This window comes from Microcoleus sp. FACHB-1515, from assembly GCF_014696105.1.
In the GTDB taxonomy this organism is placed as follows: Bacteria; Cyanobacteriota; Cyanobacteriia; order Elainellales; family Elainellaceae; genus JAAUTJ01.
The window spans coordinates 133,233-152,902 of record NZ_JACJPO010000030.1 but is presented as its reverse complement, the minus strand read 5'-3'; the positions used below and the strand labels follow the sequence as shown (position 1 = coordinate 152,902).

Sequence of the window (19,670 nt, the reverse complement as noted above, 5' to 3'; positions counted from 1 at the left end):
CTACGGAAGTCAGGGACTTGCTTGAGCGCTTCAATCAAACTGGTCGGCTGCATGGTCAAACAACGAGCAACCCTTTGATTATCATTTTTCTACAGCCAACGAATCAGCCCTGCCCTTGAAAAGGGGGACTTTGAGGGTTTGACTCCCTCCGTGTTATGGGGCGGGGGAGGATCTCAAGCTTTCAACACACCCTAGCGGATCGCCACTTTTCGCACGGCAAGCAGACTGCCCAACATTCCGATCGACATGCCCAAGCCGAGCAGAATGAACGGTAGAAGAATCGATCGCCCCGATGCCGATTGCGTCACAAGAAACTGAATGAACTCTGGCTGATCGAGCAGCACTCCGCCTAAAAAGCGCTGTAGGACTCGGATTAAGCCCCAGGCGATCGCCGCCCCGACGCAGCCAAACGTGACGCCCTGCAAAATAAACGGCAGATAAATCCAAGTTGCCGTTGCGCCGACAAGCTGCATGACTTCGATTTCACGCCGACGCGCCATCACGATCAGGCGAATTGTTGTCGTGATTACGGCGATCGCGGTCAAGGTCAACATCGTCGTAATCGCGGAACTCAGCCAGCTTAAGCCAATATTAAGCTGTCCAATCCGCTGTACGGCTTCACTGACGTACTGCACGGCATCCACGCCATCCACCTTTTGCAGCTTGGCCGCCAGCGTCGGCACTTGATCGGCTTCTCGCGCTTTGACTTTCAGTTCATCGACCAGCGGATTGCCGCGCAGTTGTCCGGTTGCGCCGTTGATGTCGGTGATGCCCATGTCGGCAACCAGAGCTTTCCAGGCTTCTTCTTTGGAAATGGCTGTCACCTGACGCACTTCGGGCAAGGTGGCGATCGCAGGCTTTAGCGTCACGGCCTCAACGCCCGTTTTCAGAAAAACTGAAATTTCAAGCTGATTGCCAAAGCCGTTCAGCAAGCTTTCAAGCTGCCAGGATGCCTGCAAGCTCAGGCCAAACAGCAGCAGCAACACGGTTACGGTGCTGGTTGCCGCCCAGTTCATCCAGCCGCCGCGCCGCAGTCCCAAAGCGGTTTCGCGCAGCAAATAGTCGAATTTGGTGAAAAATTTCAGCATCGTGACTCTTCCCAGGTTTGGAAAGATGATAAAGCAATCGATCGATCTTGCGCTAAATAAATCGATCGATTGCCAATTCTTGCATCTGATGCACAATCTGTAGGGGACGCCTACCCGATCGCCTGCCTAAACCGCGATACCGTTCTGGGACGCCACGATCGCACTCGCCTTAATCGCAAAGATTTTCTCGATCGCCTCGGCCACAATGCGATCGGGCGTGGATGCGCCAGACGTAACGCCAACCACAATTTCACCTGCTGGCAACCAGTTTTCACAAACTTCGAGATTGCGTCCGAGCGGCTTATGCTCAACGCAATTATTGAGCGAAATGCGATCGGGGCTGTCGATGTGGTAAGAGGGGATGGATCGATCGATCGCGATCTCCTGTAAATGCGTTGTATTGGACGAGTTGTAGCCGCCAATCACCACCATCAGATCAAGTTTTTCATCAACCAGTTCAAACATGGCGTCTTGGCGTTCCTGCGTTGCATCGCAAATGGTATTAAAGCTCAAGAAGTGCTGATTGAGCGCGATCGGCCCAAATTTTTTCAGCATTGTATGCTCAAACAGCTTGCCGATCTGTTCGGTTTCCCCTTTGAGCATCGTGGTTTGATTGGCGATGCCGACGCGATCGAGATCCTTGTCCGGATCAAATCCTTCCGAGCAGGCACGGCTGAACTTTTGCATGAATTCCGATCGATTCCCACCGTTCAAAATGTAGTCGCAGACATATTGAGCTTCGGTCAAATTGAGAACAATCAGATAGGTGCTGGCAAACGAACTGGTGGCGATCGTCTCTTCGTGATTGTATTTGCCGTGAATAATCGAGGTGTAGTCGCCTTTTTTGTGCTTTTCGACTGTGTTCCACACCTTCGAGACCCAAGGACAGGTTGTGTCTACGATCGTGCAGCCTTTGTCGTTGAGTAGCTGCATTTCCTGAACGCTCGCCCCAAACGCAGGTAAAATCACTACGTCGCCCGCATCCACGACGCTGAAATTCTTCTGTCCCGCTTCAACGGCGATAAACCCGACATTCATTTCACGCAACCGCTGATTGACCGAGGGATTGTGAATAATTTCGTTCGTAATCCAAATGCGCTCAGTGGGAAAGTGCTGCCGCGTTTCATATGCCATCGCCACCGCCCGCTCAACGCCCCAGCAAAAGCCAAACGCCTGCGCTAGTCGAATCGTCACATCGCCGCGCTTGAGGATGTACTGATTGTCGCGAATTTGCTGAATCAGATCACTTTGATATTCAGACTGCATCTGGTCAGACACTTCGGCATCGTGCCCAAATCCTTTGCGGTGATAGTTTTGGGAACTGTTGAGCGATCGCTTAAAGGCTTTTGTGTCCATGCCAAGAGTTGCGCTTTTCCTTCAGCCTACCAAAAGAGGGCGGCGGTTTCGCCAGTCGATCGATCACAATCAAAATAAAACGACGCGATCGAACCGATGGACATTGTTGAAAATTTGCGCGAAGACTACCGCCGCTTCCCCAAAAATCAAACCTATAGCCTGTATGCCGAGGACGTGTATTTCAAAGACCCGATGAGCCAGTTTCGCGGCCTGAAGCTGTTCAAGGCAATGGTGAAGCTGATCGATACATTTTTTCTCAACTGCAAAATGGATTTGCACAAAATTGAGCGATCGGGGCAGGAAATCCGCATGGAGTGGACCCTAAGCTGGAACTCGCCTTTGCCCTGGAAGCCGTTTACTCGCGTCGATGGCTGGACGCAACTGAAGCTGAACGAAGAAGAAAAAATCTGTTCGCACATCGACTACTGGCACTGTTCGCGCCTGGATGTCCTCAAGCAGCAGTTTCCGGGACGGCAGAAATTGACCAAACCCGATAAAGTAAAAGAAATGTAAACTTTCTGAGCGTTCTTCGGTATCCATGCGCGTAATTTTGATGACAGGCAAAGGCGGCGTCGGCAAAACTTCGGTCGCCGCTGCAACGGGTTTGCGCTGTGCAGAACTTGGCTACAAAACACTCGTTCTCAGCACTGACCCCGCGCACTCGCTAGCCGACAGCTTTGATCTGGAATTGGAACACGCGCCGCGACAGGTGAAGCCGAATCTGTGGGGCGCAGAACTCGACGCGCTGATGGAACTGGAAGGCAACTGGGGAGCCGTCAAGCGCTACATTACCCAGGTTTTGCAGGCGCGAGGCTTGGAAGGCGTCGAAGCAGAAGAACTGGCGATCCTGCCGGGAATGGACGAGATTTTTAGCCTCGTGCGGATGAAGCGACACTACGACGAAGGCGAATTCGACGTGCTGATCATCGATTCCGCGCCGACTGGAACGGCTCTGCGGCTGCTGAGCCTGCCGGAAGTGGCGGGCTGGTATATGCGGCGATTTTACAAACCGCTTCAGGCAGTTTCGGCGGCATTGCGTCCGCTTGTGGAGCCGATTTTCAGGCCGATCGCCGGATTTTCCCTGCCCGATCGCCAAGTCATGGAAGCGCCCTACGAGTTCTATCAGCAGATCGAAGCACTCGAAAAAGTCCTGACTGACAACACGCAAACCTCGGTTCGGTTGGTGACAAACCCCGAAAAGATGGTGATCAAAGAATCGCTTCGCGCTCACGCTTACCTTAGCCTCTACAACGTGGCAACGGATATGGTCGTGGCAAATCGAATTATTCCCGATGAAGTCAGCGATCCGTTCTTCAAACGCTGGAAGGAAAATCAGCAGCAATATCGTCAAGAAATCCACGATAATTTTCGGCCTTTGCCTGTCAAAGAAGTGCCGCTTTATTCGGAAGAAATGTGCGGCTTAGCAGCACTCGAACGGCTGAAAGAAACGCTTTACGCAGATGAAGATCCGGCACAGGTTTACTACAAAGAAACCACGCTGCGCGTCATTCAAGAACAAAATCAATACAGCCTTGAAGTGTATCTTCCCGGCATTCCCAAAAATCAAGTTGAACTGAGCAAAACCGGAGACGAATTGAATATTCGGATTGGCAATCATCGCCGCAATTTGGTGTTGCCACAGGCGTTAGCTGCCTTGCAGCCTTCTGGGGCAAAGATGGAGGAAGATTATCTGAAGATTAAGTTTGCAGCGTAGAGGAAAAGCCCCCTAAATCCCCCGCGAGTGGGGGATTTAGGGATGGGTGGAGGGCGATCGTCTCTCCGAAAATTGTTGAACCGAGATTCGATCGACCTGTTAGCCTGAGAAGATGACCCGTTCTGTCGTCTGCCCTCATGACTGTGCCGAATCCGCTGTTATCCTTGCCGTATGAACCTGCGATCGAATCGTTGGGCGATGAATATTTCAATGTCGTCACCGCTGCCGAATTTCCGCAGCAGATTCTTCGCTTTCGCAACAACGATTTATTGCTGAAATTAGGACTCGATCCGGCTCAGGTCAGCGATGCAGATTTTGTCGAGGCGTTCGGCAAATTTCAAGGACGATCGCCCTTCCTTGCCTTGCGCTATCACGGCTACCAGTTCGGCGTTTACAATCCCGATTTGGGCGACGGGCGTGGCTTCCTCTACGGTCAAGTGCGCGGCACAGATGGCGAACTTTACGACTTTGGCACAAAAGGATCGGGCAAAACCCCGTACTCCAGAGGCGGCGATGGTCGCTTGACGCTCAAAGGTGGCGTTCGCGAAGTGCTGGCGGCGGAAATGCTGTACGTTCTGGGCGTTCGCACTTCGCGCTGTCTCAGCCTGATCGAAACAGGGGAAGCTTTGTGGCGCGGCGATGAACCGTCCCCGACGCGATCGAGCGTGATGATCCGAATGCAGCGATCGCACGTCCGCTTCGGCACGTTTGAGCGACTGTACGCGATCGATCGTCCCGACCTGATTCGCAATCTGCTCGATCACGTCATCGACTGCTACTATCCGCATTTGTCCCAAGAGAGCGATCGCTACGCCCGCTTTTATGCCGAACTTGTTCAACGGGTGGCCGAACTTGCCGCGCAGTGGATGTCGGTTGGCTTCTGTCATGCCGTCTTGAATACTGATAATATGTCGATTACCGGAGAAAGTTTTGACTATGGGCCGTATGCGTTTATCGATCGCTACGATCCCGACTTTACTGCCGCCTATTTCGACTACGCCGGACGCTATCGCTACAGCTATCAGCCGCTGATTTGTCGGTTGAATTTGGAACTCCTGCAAGTGCCGCTCAAGTGTGCAATCGATCCCAAAGATTTGGAGACGGCGATCGATCAGTTTGAAGATTACTATCACGCCCACTATCGCCAGCGAATGCTGCAAAAATTGGGATTTGATCAGCTAGAAGGGGAAGCAGGCGATCGACTTTTGCACCTGACTTTTCAACAGCTAGAACAAAAAGAAATTGGCTATCACGAATTCTTTTTGTATCTGAGAAAGCAGTTTTCTCCTAGCTGGAAGGCCGAAGTTAAATTTGACGATGCAACGGCAGAATGGCGATCGACTTATCAGCAGGCGATCGCCCACTTTACCGATGCAGAACTTCAGCAAGTGCGCGATCGATTGCAGCGGCATAATCCCGAAACCATTCTGTTGAGGCCGGAAATTGAAACAGTTTGGGAAGCGATCGATCAGGCGGACAATTGGCAACTGTTTGAAGACCTGCTCGATCGCATTTGGAAGTCGGTCGATCGCGTAGCTTTGGGAACCGAATCGCGCTTAAAAGCAATCTAATAGGTCTGCACCAAAAACGATACACCAACCGCACCATAAAACGTTTCAGGTGCAGGATTGCCTTTTTCATCAACCGCGACTCCCTGTCCCAAAAAGATGCGCGAAGTGCGGAAACGATGATAGCTCAATAACAGTTGACTGAGCGGAACATAGTGAAATTCTTCACCAGAAAATAGCTGGCGATCGAGTTCTGGCAAACTGTGCCAGGGACATTTCATCAGTTCATGATGAGCATTGTGATAGCCAAAATTGAGCAGCAAAAAGTTCAGCCAAGCCCAACGGCGGCTAAACAAAGTCGAGAAAGTATTGGCCTGTTCGTGGGCGCGATCGCGAGTCGGCAAAGGCATTCCCGCCGGAAACACTTCATAGGTATGTTGAAATGCATCCTGCCAACGCAAGATCGTGATCATGCCGATATACGACAGAAAATACAGCAGCAAGGCTTTGGGAGAAACGATCGCCAACAGCGTAAACAGCAAGCCGCGAATGATTAATAGCGTTACGACACGCAACCGCTCATCGTGACGTTTGGGATCGCGAAACACCATCAAGATCGATCGCCACTGAAGCCAAAACGAAATGATGGGAAAATATACTCCTTCCAGAAACACGATCGTTTGCCTGAGCCAAGTGGGAAGCTGTTGCATTGCACTCGGCAAATCGAAAGCAGAAAAATCGACGCGATTGACGTGATGGGCAATATGTTCTTTGGCGAGCTTGTCAAATCGGGCATAGCAAGCTCCCACAATCCACAGCATGATCGAGCCTGCGATCGCGTTTGCCCGACGAGTGCTGAAAATCGAACTGTGGAAAAATTCATGCGCCAAATATGCCGACCAGACCAAAACGTGAGTGAGCAAAATCACGCCGATCGCATTCAGCCAGCCGTTCGCCTGAAGCAGCAAACCAATTCCACCGAGGTATCCCAAAACCGAGTAGGCGATCGCGCCCCCATTCCAAAGCGGCTTTTGGCGATGCACGAAATCGCTGACGTTGACCGTCGCCGGAGTTGTAACCATAAGGTCTGCAAAAAGAAATAATCATTGTGTTAAGCCCTGATTTTACCCAGATGCGCTGACAAGGGATGTTCAGGGTGATCGATCGCAGAACAAAACCATCGCAGCGGCAACCGATCCGGTCAGTCGCCTGCATTGCTGCGATGATTTTGCCTGGGCGATCGCTGAGGTTATTGGCCGCCTTGCTGAGTCACGGGCTGACTCACCTGCTGACCCGCTTGCTTGCTCAGTTGACTGATCAACTGCATCGCTGCTTGCGTTTCGGTACGCTCACGCTGAACTCGCAACGCTTCTTCTTGCTGTTGCCGCTGGCGTTCCTGTTTGGCCTTTTCTTTTGAGATGCGGAGTTCCTGTGAATCGCGGGGAGTGCGATCGCGCTGACTTGCCGCAGCCGAGTTGCGAGACTGCTGTTGCAGCAGATGTTCTTGCCAGCGAATGCGTTCACGCTCTTGAAACTGGCGATCGAACTGGTCTTGCTGCGCTTGATGCCGCTGCAAATGCGCTTGCTCTTCTGGCTCAACATCTTTGACCAGATCGGCTGAGGGCAGCTTGGTCGAGTAGTAGTTTCGCAGCCAGAGTTGCGCGGCAGACAGCACGTTTGCCAGCTTGGAATCGCGCTCGATCGAAAAGCAGTGTTCGCGGTTCAAGCGGCGCAATTCCTGATACAAATGCTTGACCAAACCCGCTTCAGTTTCCAGTTCACCACTGCCGACATCCGGATCTGCCAGCAGCTTTTCTAAGCGAATGTTGGCGTTGCGCCGCCACCGCTTGAGGATTTGCAGTTCCACATCGACCGTGTGAATTTCCTGTCCTTTGATTTGCCGAGGCACGCTTTTGGGCGGCAGCTTTTTCAACTCTGCTTGCAGCTTTTGATGCAATGCCACCAGTTTCTCGATCCGACCATTCACTTCAGCCAGCGACTTTGGCAACGCTACGTCAATATCTACTCCACGCACGTTAAACAGCATGGTGTCACTCCATTTTTCTTTGTAAGGGTTTGAGTCCTTCAAAACCTAGCCACCTGTATCAGTTGCCGAGGCGAATCAGGGTGGCAGTGGGGTGATGTAAAATCCACTTAGCCTCCTGTGCTGCCTAGATCCAGCGTTGGGGGTTAGCCGTCCAAAGACTGCCGGATACAGCTTTGGGCGGCGCTAGGTTGTCGATCGACCTTTGGTTTGCTCGACGTTTATTCCGAGCAAACTTGAATAGGAAGCATACAGATATTTCTGTGAAAAGTCAACTTTATTCTGGAACGGACTGAAACACGATCGAACCCTGTGATTTTGCTGGATTTCAAAGCTTGATTCGATCGATTCAGCGAGAACGTTAAAATAGAACTCAACAGAAATTTGCCAGACATGACTGATGACGATCGCCTCAATCACTTGGAAAACCAAATGATCGACATCCGCCTCGCCGTCAGCGCTCTGCTCGAAACGGTCGCACAGCATCAACAAAACTTTGAAACTATCCAGCGCAACTTCGAGCGACTGGCGATCGAGATTCGCGACATCAAGGTTGAAATTCGTGATATTCGATCGGATATGCAGGTGATGAATGCTGAAATTCGTGATTTGCGAGCTGATACACTTCAAATCCAAACTGAAGTGCGCGGACTGCAAACAGAGAATCGGCGAATTTTAGACATTTTGCAGAATCGTAATGGCGATCAAGAAGAGTAGGCGATCGCTACAGTTGATATTGTGATATTGCCGACTTTACGTTAGCCGAATTCTTCGCCTAGGCAACTCCGTTGGCTGCAATAGTCGAATCGATCGCGAATTTTGCGTTCGGCTTGCTACGATCGATGAGCCGTACTGAACCTTGTCAACTTCATCTGCCATGCAAGCCCGCCGAATCGCTCGTGAACTCGCTCTGCTGAGCATCAGCCAACTGCCACCCAAGCCCGATCGCCTGACGAGCCAGCAGCTTCAAAGCTTCATCGTTGCTGCTGTGCGAACGTTGACGGCGGAAGTTCACGACAGCCTTGAAACCGCCGCCGCCGAATTGCAGCGCGGCAGCGATCGCCTGTTGAGCAGCGAAACTAGAGCGGTTGATCTCAACAGTGCACGGGCAATGGTGCAAGATGCCGTTGAGCTGACGCGCACCGCGCTCAATCGGATGGGTGCGGCGATCGATTTGCCGGAAATGATTCAGCTTGCCAACCAGCAAGAAGTCCGCCACTATGCAATCGAACTGCTGAGCATGGTGCAGGTGCATCGCCCGGATATCGATTCGCTGCTGGACGAATGCATGGTTGATTGGCAACTGAAGCGACTGGCACGAATCGATCGCGATATTTTGCGAATTGCCGTTGCCGAAATGCAGTATTTGGGCGTGCCCGATCAGGTGGCGATTAATGAAGCGATCGAAGTTGCCAAGCGCTACAGCGGCGAAGATGACTATCGCTTCATCAATGGCGTGTTGCGGCGCGTGAGCAATCGACTGAAGGGCGAATCGATCGAGCCGGAAGCTGCACCGGAAGCGATCGCTTCGCAGACTGCTGGCGAGGCAAGCGAGAATTAAGCGGTTCGCAGGAATTGCACCGATTTTTTCTTACAGTGAAGAAGGTTCTTTTGGGGAAGCGAGGCCGTTATGACGTTCAATTGGTTTAATCGCCAGCAAAACGAGTCGGACGCTGAGCAAGCGCAACCGTCTGAGCAAGCGCAACAGCCAGAATCAAAACCGACGACTGAAACACCGCCCGCCCAAACTCAACTCGACTGGGCAAAAGCCGCCTACGAAAATATTCGCCGCAAACAGGCCGAAGCCGCTGCTGCTGCCCAAGCTGCTGAAGCTCCTGCTGCTGAGCCGGAAGCAAGCGTTCCCCCCGAAGCAACTGAACCGCAGATCGAATCTGCTGAACCTGCCGCCGCGATCGAATCGACCGAACCTCTTGCAGCCGAAGTGCCACCCGCCGCCGACGCTGCTCTTCCCTTCTGGATGCAGGCTGAAGCCGATCGCCAAGCTCGCCTCGATCGCCTTAAGGCTGAAGCGATCGTCGAGGAAGCCGAACCTGCTCCTGTTGCCGCAACGGAAACTAATTTCACGCTGGATGAAAATTTCTTGTGGTCGGCGGAAGTTTTGGCAAATCAAGGCCGGAAGCCAGAGCAAATTTCGATCGAGGAAATCACGTGGCTCAAACGGTTGCGCCAAGGGTTGAGCAAAACCCGCCGCAGCTTGGTGAATCAGCTTCGGGCGATCGTCGGTCAGGGACCGCTCAATCAAGATGCGGTGATGGCGATCGAATCGCTGCTGCTGCAAGCGGACGTGGGCGTGGAAGCGACTGACTACATTATCGAGTCGCTGCAAAACAAACTGCGATCGGAAACGCTGCCGCCTGCCGAAGCGATCGCCTACCTGAAGCAGATTTTGCGCGACATGCTCGATCGACCCGGAGGCCAAGAAATCAATCCGACCTTTGCCCCGGAAAAAGACACGCTGAATATTTGGCTGATTACCGGAGTCAATGGTGCAGGCAAAACGACGACGATCGGCAAAATTGCCCATATCGCGCAGAAGTCCGGCTATCGGACGCTGATCGGTGCGGCGGATACGTTTCGGGCGGCAGCCGTGCAGCAGGTGAAGGTGTGGGGCGATCGATCGAGCGTTGAAGTCATCGCCAATCCGGGCAAGAACACCGATCCGGCTGCGGTCGTGTTTGATGCGATCGCCGCTGCCCAATCTCGCAACACCGAACTGCTGCTGGTGGATACGGCAGGCCGCTTGCAAAACAAGAAAAATCTGATGGACGAACTGAGCAAAATTCGCCGCATCATCGATAAGAAAGCACCTAACGCCAAAGTCGAATCGCTGCTCGTCCTTGATTCCACTTTGGGACAAAACGGCCTGCGGCAAGCTGAAGTCTTTTCGCAAGCGGCGCAGCTTAGCGGCGTGGTGCTGACAAAGCTGGACGGCACGGCGAGAGGCGGCATTGCCCTTGCGGTTGTGCAGCAGCTAGGCTTGCCGATTCGCTTTATTGGCGCGGGAGAAGGCATCGAAGATTTGCGGCCTTTTTCCAGCTATGAATTTGTTGAGGCGCTGCTAAGCGGCTAGGAGAGGAGGAATATGCTGCCGATCGATCCGTTCTCCCGATCGCTGCCTCGGCGCAGTCGCGGCTGGTTTATAGCGGCGATCGTGGCCGTGCTAATTGTGCTGACCGCTCCGGCTCACGGACAGTCTCCTAGTCCAACGCCAACGCCCTCTCCTTCGCCCGCTGTGACGCCTAGCGTTCCAGCCTTGGATCTCAACAGTTTATTTTCCAACCGCACTAATTCAACTTCACGTGGCATTGTGCGGCTGGATGGTCGCAAGCTGTTTACCGTTGCTGCACCCGCTCAGCCCGCTACGCCTGCTCAGGGAAGCCGTCCTGCTCAGCAGACTCGTTCTGATGACCCGATCGATCTCCGCATCGAAGCGATCGAAGAGCGGCTTCAAACCATTGCCGAGAGCAATTTCGCTCCAGACAGTCTGCGCGTGACGAGCGCAGTCGATCGCACCAGTCGGCTTCCCGTCATTTCCGTGCGCTATCGCGTGAACGGAGACGATCGCACGCAGGAAATTCTCACCGTCACCACGCTTGACACGGAGATTCACGCCACCGATGCTGACACATTGGCAAGCGGCTGGTCTGACAAGATTCGATCGGCTCTGGTGCAAGCGAGAATTGAACGTCAACCGAGTTATTTGCAGCGGCAGGTTTATCTAGCCGCAGTGATTTTGCTGGGCATTTGTCTGGTCAGCGCTCTGCTCATGCTGCCCCAAAGACGGCTGGCAATTCGGCGGGAAGCTCTCCTCTCACAATCGCGCACCGAGAAACAGGAGCTTTCGACAATCGCCCCCGGAACCGAGACGGAAACGCGCACCGCCCTGTTGCAAGAACAGCTTGAAAATCGCGAACAGCGCGGCATTGTTGAAATCCAGCGGCGGCTGTTGCAGTTTGGGCAGCTTGCCACTTGGGGCGGCGGCGGATTTTTGATTTTGGGATTATTTCCCTTCTCGCGTCGCTGGCAACCGATCGCCGTCAATCTTGTCCAAATTCCCTTCAAAATTCTGGCGATCGCATTCGGCACATATCTGGCGATTCGGTTTAGCGGCGTTTTGGTCGATCGACTCTTCCTCCTGCTGCAAGACAGTACCAGCATCGCGCCCGAAGCCTCTCAGCGCCTTGCTCTGCGCTTTTCCACGATTTCTCGCGTCGGCAAAAGCATCATCGCCGTGATGATTTTGGGATTGGGAATCATTATTGCGCTGTCGGTAATTAACGTGCAGGTGGGACCATTACTTGCAGGTGCGGGAATCATCGGTTTAGCAATTTCGTTTGCCTCGCAAAGCTTGATTAAAGATATTTTGAACGGCTTTTTTATTCTGCTCGAAGACCAGTACGGTGTGGGTGACGTAATTATCGTGGGCGATGTCTCTGGCTTTGTTGAAAATATGAATCTGCGAATTACGCAGTTACGAAATGAAGAAGGACGGCTGATTACAATTCCCAATAGCTCGATTTCGATCGTCCAAAACCTCTCAAAAGAATGGGCGCGAGTTGATCTGCGCGTCGATGTTGCTTATAGTGCCGATCTCGATCAGGCGCTAGCTCTGATCGAGCAAATTGCTCAGGACATGAGCCACGATCGTCCTTGGAATGATCTAATCCTTGAACCACCTCTCTTGCTGGGCGTGGATGAACTTGACAATGCAGGCGCAACCGTTCGTCTCTGGATTAAAACGCAGCCGCTCAAACAGTGGGAAGTTGCCCGCGAATATCGCCGCCGTCTTAAGGTCGCGTTTGACAAAGCCGGAATTCCGTTTGGCATTCCGCAGCAAGCGCTGATGCTGCACAGCGATATGTCCGACGACGATTCAAAAGATTCCCCTGTCACGCGCTTCCAAGGTAAGTAGTTTTGTTGCGATCTTGCTACGGTTCAGCGTCTCGCTAAGATTGATTCTTTCAATCTTCAAAAACTTCCTGCCAGAAAAGCGATCGCAACGAGTCTGCATCCCGCTCGATTGCAAAAATGACGGTGTTCAACAGGAAGCTTTAACGAATGTCACAGCGCAATAAGAATCGTTGCGATCGACACTCGATAAACTCCTCGAAAAACTGCTCAATTTCAGAGCAGGATTAGGATTGAGCGATCGCATCCGCTTGTTACAAAACCGCAGCCAGGACTCACAATTCCCGCTATCTCTGAGACAATCAAAACACTGCTCAAACGCCCATCGCTTCGGGCAATTTTTAATGGAGACTTGGATATGAAATTGGCCTACTGGATGTATGCTGGCCCCGCGCACATTGGTACGCTCCGCATCGCCAGTTCTTTCAAAAACGTCCACGCCATCATGCACGCTCCGCTGGGCGATGACTACTTTAACGTGATGCGATCGATGCTGGAGCGCGAACGTGACTTTACGCCTGTGACAACCAGCGTGGTCGATCGCCATGTTCTTGCCAGAGGTTCGCAGGAAAAAGTCGTAGACAATATCACGCGCAAAGATGCCGAAGAACATCCAGATTTGATTGTGCTAACGCCGACCTGCACATCGAGCATTTTGCAGGAAGATCTGCATAATTTTGTTCAACGTGCCCAGATTGAATCGCAAGGCGATGTGCTGCTGGCAGATGTGAATCACTATCGCTACAACGAACTGCAAGCTGCCGATCGCACTCTGCATCAAATCGTCCAGTTCTATCTGGAAAAAGCCCGCAAGAAAGGTCAGCTTCCTGAAGGCAAAACTGAGAAGCCTTCTGTCAATATCATCGGACTTTCAACACTCGGTTTTCACAACAATCACGATCGCACTGAATTGAAGCGATTGATGAATGATTTGGGAATTGAAGTGAACGAAATTATTCCCGATGGCGCATCCGTTCACAATCTCAAAAATCTGCCTCGTGCCTGGTTTAACCTCGTGCCCTATCGCGAATTGGGCATGGCAACGGCGCAATATTTAGAGCAAGAATTTGGAATGCCGTATATCGACATTACGCCGATGGGCGTGGTGGAAACGGCGCGATGCATTCGCAAAATTCAGCAGGTAATCAACGCGCAAGGTGCAAACGTTGACTACAACGTTGACTACGAAGAATTCATCAATGAACAAACGCTGCATGTTTCGCAGGCGGCTTGGTTTTCCAGGTCGATCGACTGTCAAAATCTCACAGGCAAAAAAGCCGTTGTCTTTGGTGACAATACCCACGCTGCTGCGATTACCAAAATTCTCGCTCGCGAAATGGGAATTCACGTCGTTTGGGCAGGAACCTACTGCAAATATGATGCTGACTGGTTCCGCGATCAGGTGAGCGAATATTGCGACGAGGTGATTATCACCGAGGATCATGGCGCGATCGGAGATGCGATCGCTCGCGTCGAACCGTCAGCAATTTTTGGAACGCAAATGGAACGGCACGTCGGCAAACGCTTAAACATTCCCTGCGGCGTGATTGCGGCTCCGATTCACATTCAAAATTTTCCGATCGGCTACAAGCCGTTTGTTGGCTACGAAGGAACAAATCAAATTGTTGATTTGATCTACAATTCTTTTACTTTGGGCATGGAAGATCACCTGCTGGAAATCTTCGGTGGACACGACACCAAAGAAGTGATTACGAAGGGAATTTCTGCCGATTCGGAAATGAACTGGAGCAAAGATGGACTGGCGGAACTGAATAAAATCCCCGGTTTTGTGCGCGGCAAGGTGAAGCGAAATACCGAGAAGTTTGCTCGCGATCGCAACATTTCGGAAATTACCGCTGAAGTGCTTTACGCCGCCAAAGAAGCCGTCGGCGCGTAAGCGGGATGGGGTGTCGGGTGTCGGCGGTGCAGGTTGAGACACTAAAGAAAAGCCTCCTAATTCCATCATCGAATTAGGAGGCTTTTTTAGCATTCATTTCTAACTTGATGCTCTAGCGGTAGTTTTGCGATTGGATATTCCGCAAGCGGGCTTCGGGGCGCTTGAAGCGATCGAGTTGCGATTCAAAAAAGGCGCGATTCGCCTGTAAGTGCTTCGGATTCGGGTCGTCCAGCGGATAGAGCAGGGCGGTTCTGAGGGCTTGGATGACGGCAGAGGTGACGCAGTACATCGATCGCTGGAAGCTGATACCAAGCTGAATTAGCATATCGTCTTCGCCGCGACAGTGCTTGTCGTAATATTCCAGCAGGTAGGGCGGCAAGAAGTGCAGCATGTCCTGCATCAGCAGTGTCGGCGGAATGCCTGCCGTTCCGACTGGGAACACATCGGCGTAGAGAATGCCGTAGTGAAAATCTTTTTGGTCGCTCGGAACTTCTCCGGCCTGCGCGTTGTAGGATTTGGTTCCCCGGAACGGCGAGGTGCGGTAGAAGACGGCTTCGACATAGGGCAGCGCAGCTTCATACAGCCAGGTGAAGCCTTTTGACTTGGGAATGATTTCGTAGCATTCGCCCCGGATGTAGACGTGATGGTAGATTGGGCGTCCGGCGATCGCAAAAATGCCGTTCACCAAAAAGTTCATCGCATCCGGTACGCCTTTGAAGCCGCCTTCATCATAGATGTCGGACATTTCGAAGAAGACCGGAGCCATCACTTCCCAGAACAAGCCCAGGTTGCTGTAGTACGACATTTCACGGACTTTCTCGATGAACATTTCCGGGAAAGCCTTGTACAGCGCCATCATTGGCGGATTGTATTTGAAGTAGGCGCGAATGGCGCGATCGGCGTTCTGACGATATTCCTCGGTGTCGAGATACGGATCAAACTGGTTGACAGGGACGTACATTCCCCGATGCCAGAGCATCGCCCGCATACATTCTTCGGCAAACTCCATATTGATGCGATCGTGCCACCAGTGATGCAGCAGCTTCGGCAGGTTCTTCTTCACCTCGCCTTTCTGCATGAACTCTAGGAGTTCCGGGTGAGCGGTGGCCTGTCCGCGCCAGATTCGCAGATCGGCATCGTCTCCGGCATAGTGGTTGTGCAGATCAAGATATTCCTGCGGCAAAAAGTATTTGAAGAACGGCAGCGGATCGAGAAAGACGCGCTCGGCAATGTAGAGCAAATCGCGCCAATAGAAATCCATCGGCACGGCGTAAGCCTTGTACAGCCCAATGATCTGCATTAGGTTTTCGGGCGTGTCGGGCAGCATTGCGCCGCCTGCTTCGAGGCGATGAATGATTTCGGCAAATTCATGTTGCGAAGGCGGCAGTTTGGTTTTTTGAGGCGGCAGCGTGGTTGTCATAGCAGCGGTAAGGATGAGCAATTAAGAGTGAATGATTAGCGCAACTCGTGCGGAGCTTCGATCGCGAAGCGCTCCTCAGACGGTATCGTGACGTCCTCAGATGGTGTCGCATCCGACACCTGCACAACTTCTGTGGTTTGTTGCAACATTGGCACAGCAGCGACCATTGCCGTCGTGGTGGATTCTGTCCAGCGCACCAACCAGGTCGGCTGCACACCCAGGAAGAAAATTAGGGCAACCAAAATCAAAGCGGGTGCTTTCTCTTCCTGTTTGACAGGCGGGAAGTAGGCGATCGAATTATCGAGTCGGCCAAAGCAGGTGCGATTTAGCAAAATCACGAAGTACACCGCCGTCAGACCTGTACCGACGACTGCAAACAGCGTTTGTACAGGGAAAACCGAGTAGCTACCTTGGAAGACCAGAAATTCTGCGATAAATCCAGCGAGTCCAGGAATTCCTGCGCTTGCCATGCCGCCCACAACGAGCAGCGAAGCCACCAGCGGCAAACCCCGAATCGGGTTAAGCAGACCGTTGAGGACATCAAGATCGCGAGTTCCGACTTTGGCTTCCACCAAACCGACCAGGTAGAACAGCAGTGCCAAAATCAAGCCGTGCGCGACCATTTGCGCGACTGCACCGACCAAGCTCAGCGCGGTTAAGGCGGCTCCACCCAGCAGGACGTAGCCCATGTGACCGATCGAGCTATAGGCGACCATGCGCTTGATGTCTTTTTGGGCGATCGCAGCCATCGCGCCGTACATCAAGCTGATAGCTGCCCAAGTTGCCAGCCAGGGAGAAATTTGCGCCCAAGCTTCAGGAAACAGTCCGAGTCCGAAGCGGAAAATTCCGTAGGTTCCCAGTTTCGCCAAAACGCCACCCAGCAAAATCGCGACGGGCGTTGAAGCTTCCACGTAGGTATCAGGAAGCCAGGTGTGAAAGGGAACGAGGGGAATTTTGATGCCGAAGCCGACCAGAAGAACGGCGAGCAGCGTGACTTGCAGGGCGATCGGCAGCGTTTGCCCCATTACTGCTTCATAGGCAAAGGTTTTTGCGCCCGACAGCCAGATCAAGCCAAGGAACCCAGCGAGAATCAACGCGCCAGAAGTTGCGGTGTAGATCAAGAATTTCACGGCTGCATATTGCCGCTTCGCCCCGCCCCAAATCGAAATCAGCAGGTAGAAGGGAACCAGTTCCAGTTCGTAGAACAAGAAGAACAGCAGCAGGTTTTGGGCAACAAATGCACCTGCCACACCGCCACAGACCAGCAGAATCAATGAATAGAACAGGCGAGGGCGATCGATATCCGACTTGCTCGTGTAGATCGCAATCCAGGTGAGGAAGCTGTTGAGGGCGAGCAGCACGATCGACAGGCCATCTGCTCCAAGCTGATAGTTCAAGCCGAGTGTTTCAATCCAGGGCAGATATTCCTGAAACTGCAAGCCTGCGTCTGTCAGATTGAACTGAGCCAGCAGCCACAGCGTCCACAGCGTTACGCCACCCGTGATCACCAGCGCGGCGGAACGAGCGCGATTTGCTAGGGAAGCTGGCAGAAGGGCGATCGCCAGCGCCCCCAAAATCGGAATCCAAATCAGAGAGCTAAGCATGACAACGGTAAGAAGTGAGGGTGCAGTGCAGGCTAATTCAGGAAGGTTAATAGAATCGCAATTAGGGCGATCGCGCCTGTCGTAATGGTCAGGGCGTAGAATTGCATTTGGCCGGAGTTGCCGTACTTGAGCGTTTCGCCCCCGAAGATTGAGGCAATGCCGACAAAGTTCACCAGGCCATCCACAAGGTAGCGATCGACCCAATCGGTCAGGCGCGAAACGAGATCGACGCTGCCAACGACGCTCGATCGATACAGGCGCGGCGTGTAGAAGTCGTAGGCGAACAGATCTTGCAGCGGCTTCCAGGGCAGATGAATCGGACGAGCAACGGCTTGACCAATGTAGAGAACGCCGCTGATGCTGATGCCGAAGATGCTCGACCAGGTGAGCAACAGGGCAACATCTTTGTTCAGCACCGCCCAGTTTGGCAGCAGATCAAGCGCATCCAAGATGATCGGCAGATGCAGCGTGAAGCCGAGCAGCAAAGTCATTGGAACGGTGATTGTCCAGATGTTTTCGGGCGATCGCTCGCTCATTTGCTGCCGCTTTCCGGCAAAGATTGCGCCAAAGGTGCGGGTGACGCTGAATGCAGCGAGGGCGTTCACCAGCAGCACGATCGCCACCAAAACCGGGCGAGTCGTCCACAGACCATCGGCCAGCTTCAGCATTGCCCAAAATCCACCCAGCGGCGGCAGTGCGACCAAGCCAAGACCGCCGATCGCAACCGCCAAACCGGAGATCGGGCGGCGGCTCCACAGTCCACCAAGCTGCGTCAAATCCTGCGTAATGTTGTTGAGAATGATCGAGCCTGTACCCATCACCAGCAGACCCATTGCCATCGCGTGGGTGAGGCAGAGCAGCAGAGCGGCTTGCGTTTGACCTGTGCCAACCGCGATGAAAGTCAAGCCCATGTAGGCGGTGACGAGGTAGGACAGAGCGCGTTTCGCATCAATTTGAGCGATCGAAATTAAGGTTCCACCGATCGCGCTGACGGCTCCGATTGCGATCGCTGCATTCATCACAGTGGGCGACAAGGCCAAGACGGGTTCGAGCTTCACCAGCAGCCAAGCTCCCGTTGCCACAACGACCGAGTTCCGCAGAATCGTACTGGGAATGGGACCTTCCATCGCTTCATCGAGCCACAGGTGCAGCGGAAACTGAGCGCACTTACCCATCGGCCCTGCCAGCAGTGCCAGTCCCACCAGCGTGATCACCTTCGGGTCAACCTGTGCGGTTTGTGCCCACTGCGCCAGTTCGCTAAAGTTCCAGGTTCCCGCCAGCGGATAAAGCGCCAAAACACCCATCAGCAGGAATAGATCGCCAATCCGCTTGGTTAAGAAGGCATCTCGCGCACCTGTCACCACAAGCGACTGATTGAACCAGAAGCCGACGAGCAGGTAGGTTCCCAGCGTCAGCATTTCCAAAATTACGTAGCTGAAGAACAAGGAGTCGCACAGCACAAGGGCGCACATCCCCGCTTCAAACAAGGCCAGAAGAGAGAAAAATCGTGCCCAACCCCAATCCATTTCCAGGTAGCCAACGGCATAGAACTGTGACAGGAAGTTAAGGCCAGTCACGAGGACGATCGCCCCGATCGTCAAGCCAGAGATTTCGATCGGCAGCGACAGCTTGAGGCCAGCTACTTCCAGCCAGGTTGCTTCTAGAGTGATCGGGGCATGTTGCCACACAGCAGGAAACGCCAGAACACCATGTGCAAAGGCAATAAACGTCATGATCAGGTTCACGTAGCCAGCCGGACGCGGGCCAGTACGCCGAGTAATCGAAGGGAACCAAAGTATCGAGAGCAGCATTCCCATCAGTGGGTAGCAGGGAATGAGCCAAGCTGATTGTGCGAGAAGCTCAGTCATCGGGCAAGATATCCTTGTGCGTCGGTTGTTGCGTCGGTGAATCGGCTCATTCTTCTCGATCGCTTGCCGCTTATCGGGTGAAAGCCATGATTGTTATCAAACAAGCTCTATAGAAGAATGAATTTAGGCTGAAAATTTCTATGTTTTAGTAGCTTAACCCTAAATTTTAGACAAAAGTAGGAGGCGATCGATAGAAATTTCTTGATGTCTCCTGCAAGCCGAACTTATCGGTAAAGTCGGGT

General features: G+C 52.8%; 15 protein-coding genes. 8 read left to right on the top strand and 7 right to left on the bottom strand.

Features of this window, described 5'->3' with window-relative positions; genetic code table 11:
* Nucleotides 1–191: 191 nt before the first annotated feature.
* Together H6F67_RS10905 and H6F67_RS10900 are read right to left on the bottom strand one after the other, a co-directional pair.
* Complete coding sequence (locus H6F67_RS10905) at nt 192–1,088, bottom strand: ABC transporter permease (protein ID WP_190766209.1); 897 nt, start codon at nt 1,086–1,088, stop codon at nt 192–194.
* 126 nt (nt 1,089–1,214) lie between these two features.
* Entirely contained in the window at nt 1,215–2,444 is a 1,230-nt protein-coding gene (locus tag H6F67_RS10900; RefSeq protein WP_190766207.1) for a 4-hydroxy-3-methylbut-2-enyl diphosphate reductase, read from the bottom strand.
* 96 nt (nt 2,445–2,540) lie between these two features.
* Here H6F67_RS10900 and H6F67_RS10895 point away from each other — a divergent pair, with 96 nt between their 5' ends.
* The 3 genes from H6F67_RS10895 (at nt 2,541) to H6F67_RS10885 (ending at nt 5,729) form a co-directional block, all read left to right on the top strand.
* Complete coding sequence (locus H6F67_RS10895; protein ID WP_190766205.1) at nt 2,541–2,957, top strand: DUF2358 domain-containing protein; 417 nt, start codon at nt 2,541–2,543, stop codon at nt 2,955–2,957.
* A gap of 25 nt (nt 2,958–2,982) precedes the next feature.
* Nucleotides 2,983–4,158 carry a TRC40/GET3/ArsA family transport-energizing ATPase gene (locus H6F67_RS10890; RefSeq protein WP_190766203.1) on the top strand — a complete coding sequence of 392 codons (1,176 nt, stop codon included), beginning with the start codon at nt 2,983–2,985 and terminating at the stop codon, nt 4,156–4,158.
* Nucleotides 4,159–4,301: 143 nt separating this feature from the next.
* Nucleotides 4,302–5,729, top strand: coding sequence for a YdiU family protein (locus tag H6F67_RS10885; protein ID WP_396797851.1), 1,428 nt, complete (start codon nt 4,302–4,304; stop codon nt 5,727–5,729).
* Here H6F67_RS10885 and H6F67_RS10880 read toward each other — a convergent pair.
* Nucleotides 5,726–6,748 carry a fatty acid desaturase gene (locus H6F67_RS10880; protein ID WP_190766199.1) on the bottom strand — a complete coding sequence of 341 codons (1,023 nt, stop codon included), beginning with the start codon at nt 6,746–6,748 and terminating at the stop codon, nt 5,726–5,728. The genes H6F67_RS10885 and H6F67_RS10880 overlap by 4 nt on opposite strands.
* A gap of 167 nt (nt 6,749–6,915) precedes the next feature.
* Nucleotides 6,916–7,713, bottom strand: a complete 798-nt coding sequence (locus H6F67_RS10875; RefSeq protein ID WP_190766197.1) for a hypothetical protein — start codon at nt 7,711–7,713, stop codon at nt 6,916–6,918.
* A 390-nt stretch (nt 7,714–8,103) separates the two neighbouring features.
* Between H6F67_RS10875 and H6F67_RS10870 the strand changes: the two genes are divergently transcribed.
* From H6F67_RS10870 to bchB, 5 genes are all read left to right on the top strand, one after another.
* On the top strand, nt 8,104–8,427 hold the full coding sequence (locus H6F67_RS10870; RefSeq protein WP_190766195.1) for a hypothetical protein: 324 nt from the start codon (nt 8,104–8,106) through the stop codon (nt 8,425–8,427).
* Between the two features lie 160 nt (nt 8,428–8,587).
* Entirely contained in the window at nt 8,588–9,271 is a 684-nt protein-coding gene (gene nusB / locus H6F67_RS10865; protein ID WP_190766193.1) for a transcription antitermination factor NusB, read from the top strand.
* 69 nt (nt 9,272–9,340) lie between these two features.
* Nucleotides 9,341–10,801, top strand: a complete 1,461-nt coding sequence (ftsY, locus tag H6F67_RS10860) for a signal recognition particle-docking protein FtsY (protein WP_190766191.1) — start codon at nt 9,341–9,343, stop codon at nt 10,799–10,801.
* A gap of 12 nt (nt 10,802–10,813) precedes the next feature.
* Entirely contained in the window at nt 10,814–12,643 is a 1,830-nt protein-coding gene (locus H6F67_RS10855; protein WP_190766189.1) for a mechanosensitive ion channel family protein, read from the top strand.
* A 354-nt stretch (nt 12,644–12,997) separates the two neighbouring features.
* A complete protein-coding gene (gene bchB / locus H6F67_RS10850; protein ID WP_190766187.1) occupies nt 12,998–14,536 on the top strand; it encodes a ferredoxin:protochlorophyllide reductase (ATP-dependent) subunit B in 1,539 nt (512 codons plus the stop codon).
* A gap of 112 nt (nt 14,537–14,648) precedes the next feature.
* Here the strand turns inward: bchB and H6F67_RS10845 are convergent, their stop codons facing one another.
* Genes H6F67_RS10845 through H6F67_RS10835 form a run of 3 tightly spaced genes read right to left on the bottom strand, consistent with a single transcriptional unit; the run spans nt 14,649 to nt 19,428 of the window.
* Nucleotides 14,649–15,956 (bottom strand): CO2 hydration protein, encoded by a 1,308-nt coding sequence (locus H6F67_RS10845; protein ID WP_190766185.1) that lies wholly within the window; start codon nt 15,954–15,956, stop codon nt 14,649–14,651.
* A 35-nt stretch (nt 15,957–15,991) separates the two neighbouring features.
* Nucleotides 15,992–17,560, bottom strand: a complete 1,569-nt coding sequence (locus tag H6F67_RS10840) for an NADH-quinone oxidoreductase subunit M (protein WP_190766183.1) — start codon at nt 17,558–17,560, stop codon at nt 15,992–15,994.
* A 32-nt stretch (nt 17,561–17,592) separates the two neighbouring features.
* On the bottom strand, nt 17,593–19,428 hold the full coding sequence (locus H6F67_RS10835) for an NAD(P)H-quinone oxidoreductase subunit F (RefSeq protein ID WP_190766181.1): 1,836 nt from the start codon (nt 19,426–19,428) through the stop codon (nt 17,593–17,595).
* Nucleotides 19,429–19,670 lie beyond the last annotated feature (242 nt).

Coding starts and splice junctions, on each gene's coding strand:
- H6F67_RS10835 (WP_190766181.1), bottom strand. CDS start 19,428: ATGACTGAGCTTCTCGCACAATCAGCTTGGCTCATTCCCTGCTACCCA.
- nusB (WP_190766193.1), top strand. CDS start 8,588: ATGCAAGCCCGCCGAATCGCTCGTGAACTCGCTCTGCTGAGCATCAGC.
- H6F67_RS10875 (WP_190766197.1), bottom strand. CDS start 7,713: ATGCTGTTTAACGTGCGTGGAGTAGATATTGACGTAGCGTTGCCAAAG.
- bchB (WP_190766187.1), top strand. CDS start 12,998: ATGAAATTGGCCTACTGGATGTATGCTGGCCCCGCGCACATTGGTACG.
- H6F67_RS10855 (WP_190766189.1), top strand. CDS start 10,814: ATGCTGCCGATCGATCCGTTCTCCCGATCGCTGCCTCGGCGCAGTCGC.
- H6F67_RS10890 (WP_190766203.1), top strand. CDS start 2,983: ATGCGCGTAATTTTGATGACAGGCAAAGGCGGCGTCGGCAAAACTTCG.
- H6F67_RS10900 (WP_190766207.1), bottom strand. CDS start 2,444: ATGGACACAAAAGCCTTTAAGCGATCGCTCAACAGTTCCCAAAACTAT.
- H6F67_RS10880 (WP_190766199.1), bottom strand. CDS start 6,748: ATGGTTACAACTCCGGCGACGGTCAACGTCAGCGATTTCGTGCATCGC.
- H6F67_RS10870 (WP_190766195.1), top strand. CDS start 8,104: ATGACTGATGACGATCGCCTCAATCACTTGGAAAACCAAATGATCGAC.
- H6F67_RS10845 (WP_190766185.1), bottom strand. CDS start 15,956: ATGACAACCACGCTGCCGCCTCAAAAAACCAAACTGCCGCCTTCGCAA.
- H6F67_RS10905 (WP_190766209.1), bottom strand. CDS start 1,088: ATGCTGAAATTTTTCACCAAATTCGACTATTTGCTGCGCGAAACCGCT.
- ftsY (WP_190766191.1), top strand. CDS start 9,341: ATGACGTTCAATTGGTTTAATCGCCAGCAAAACGAGTCGGACGCTGAG.
- H6F67_RS10840 (WP_190766183.1), bottom strand. CDS start 17,560: ATGCTTAGCTCTCTGATTTGGATTCCGATTTTGGGGGCGCTGGCGATC.
- H6F67_RS10895 (WP_190766205.1), top strand. CDS start 2,541: ATGGACATTGTTGAAAATTTGCGCGAAGACTACCGCCGCTTCCCCAAA.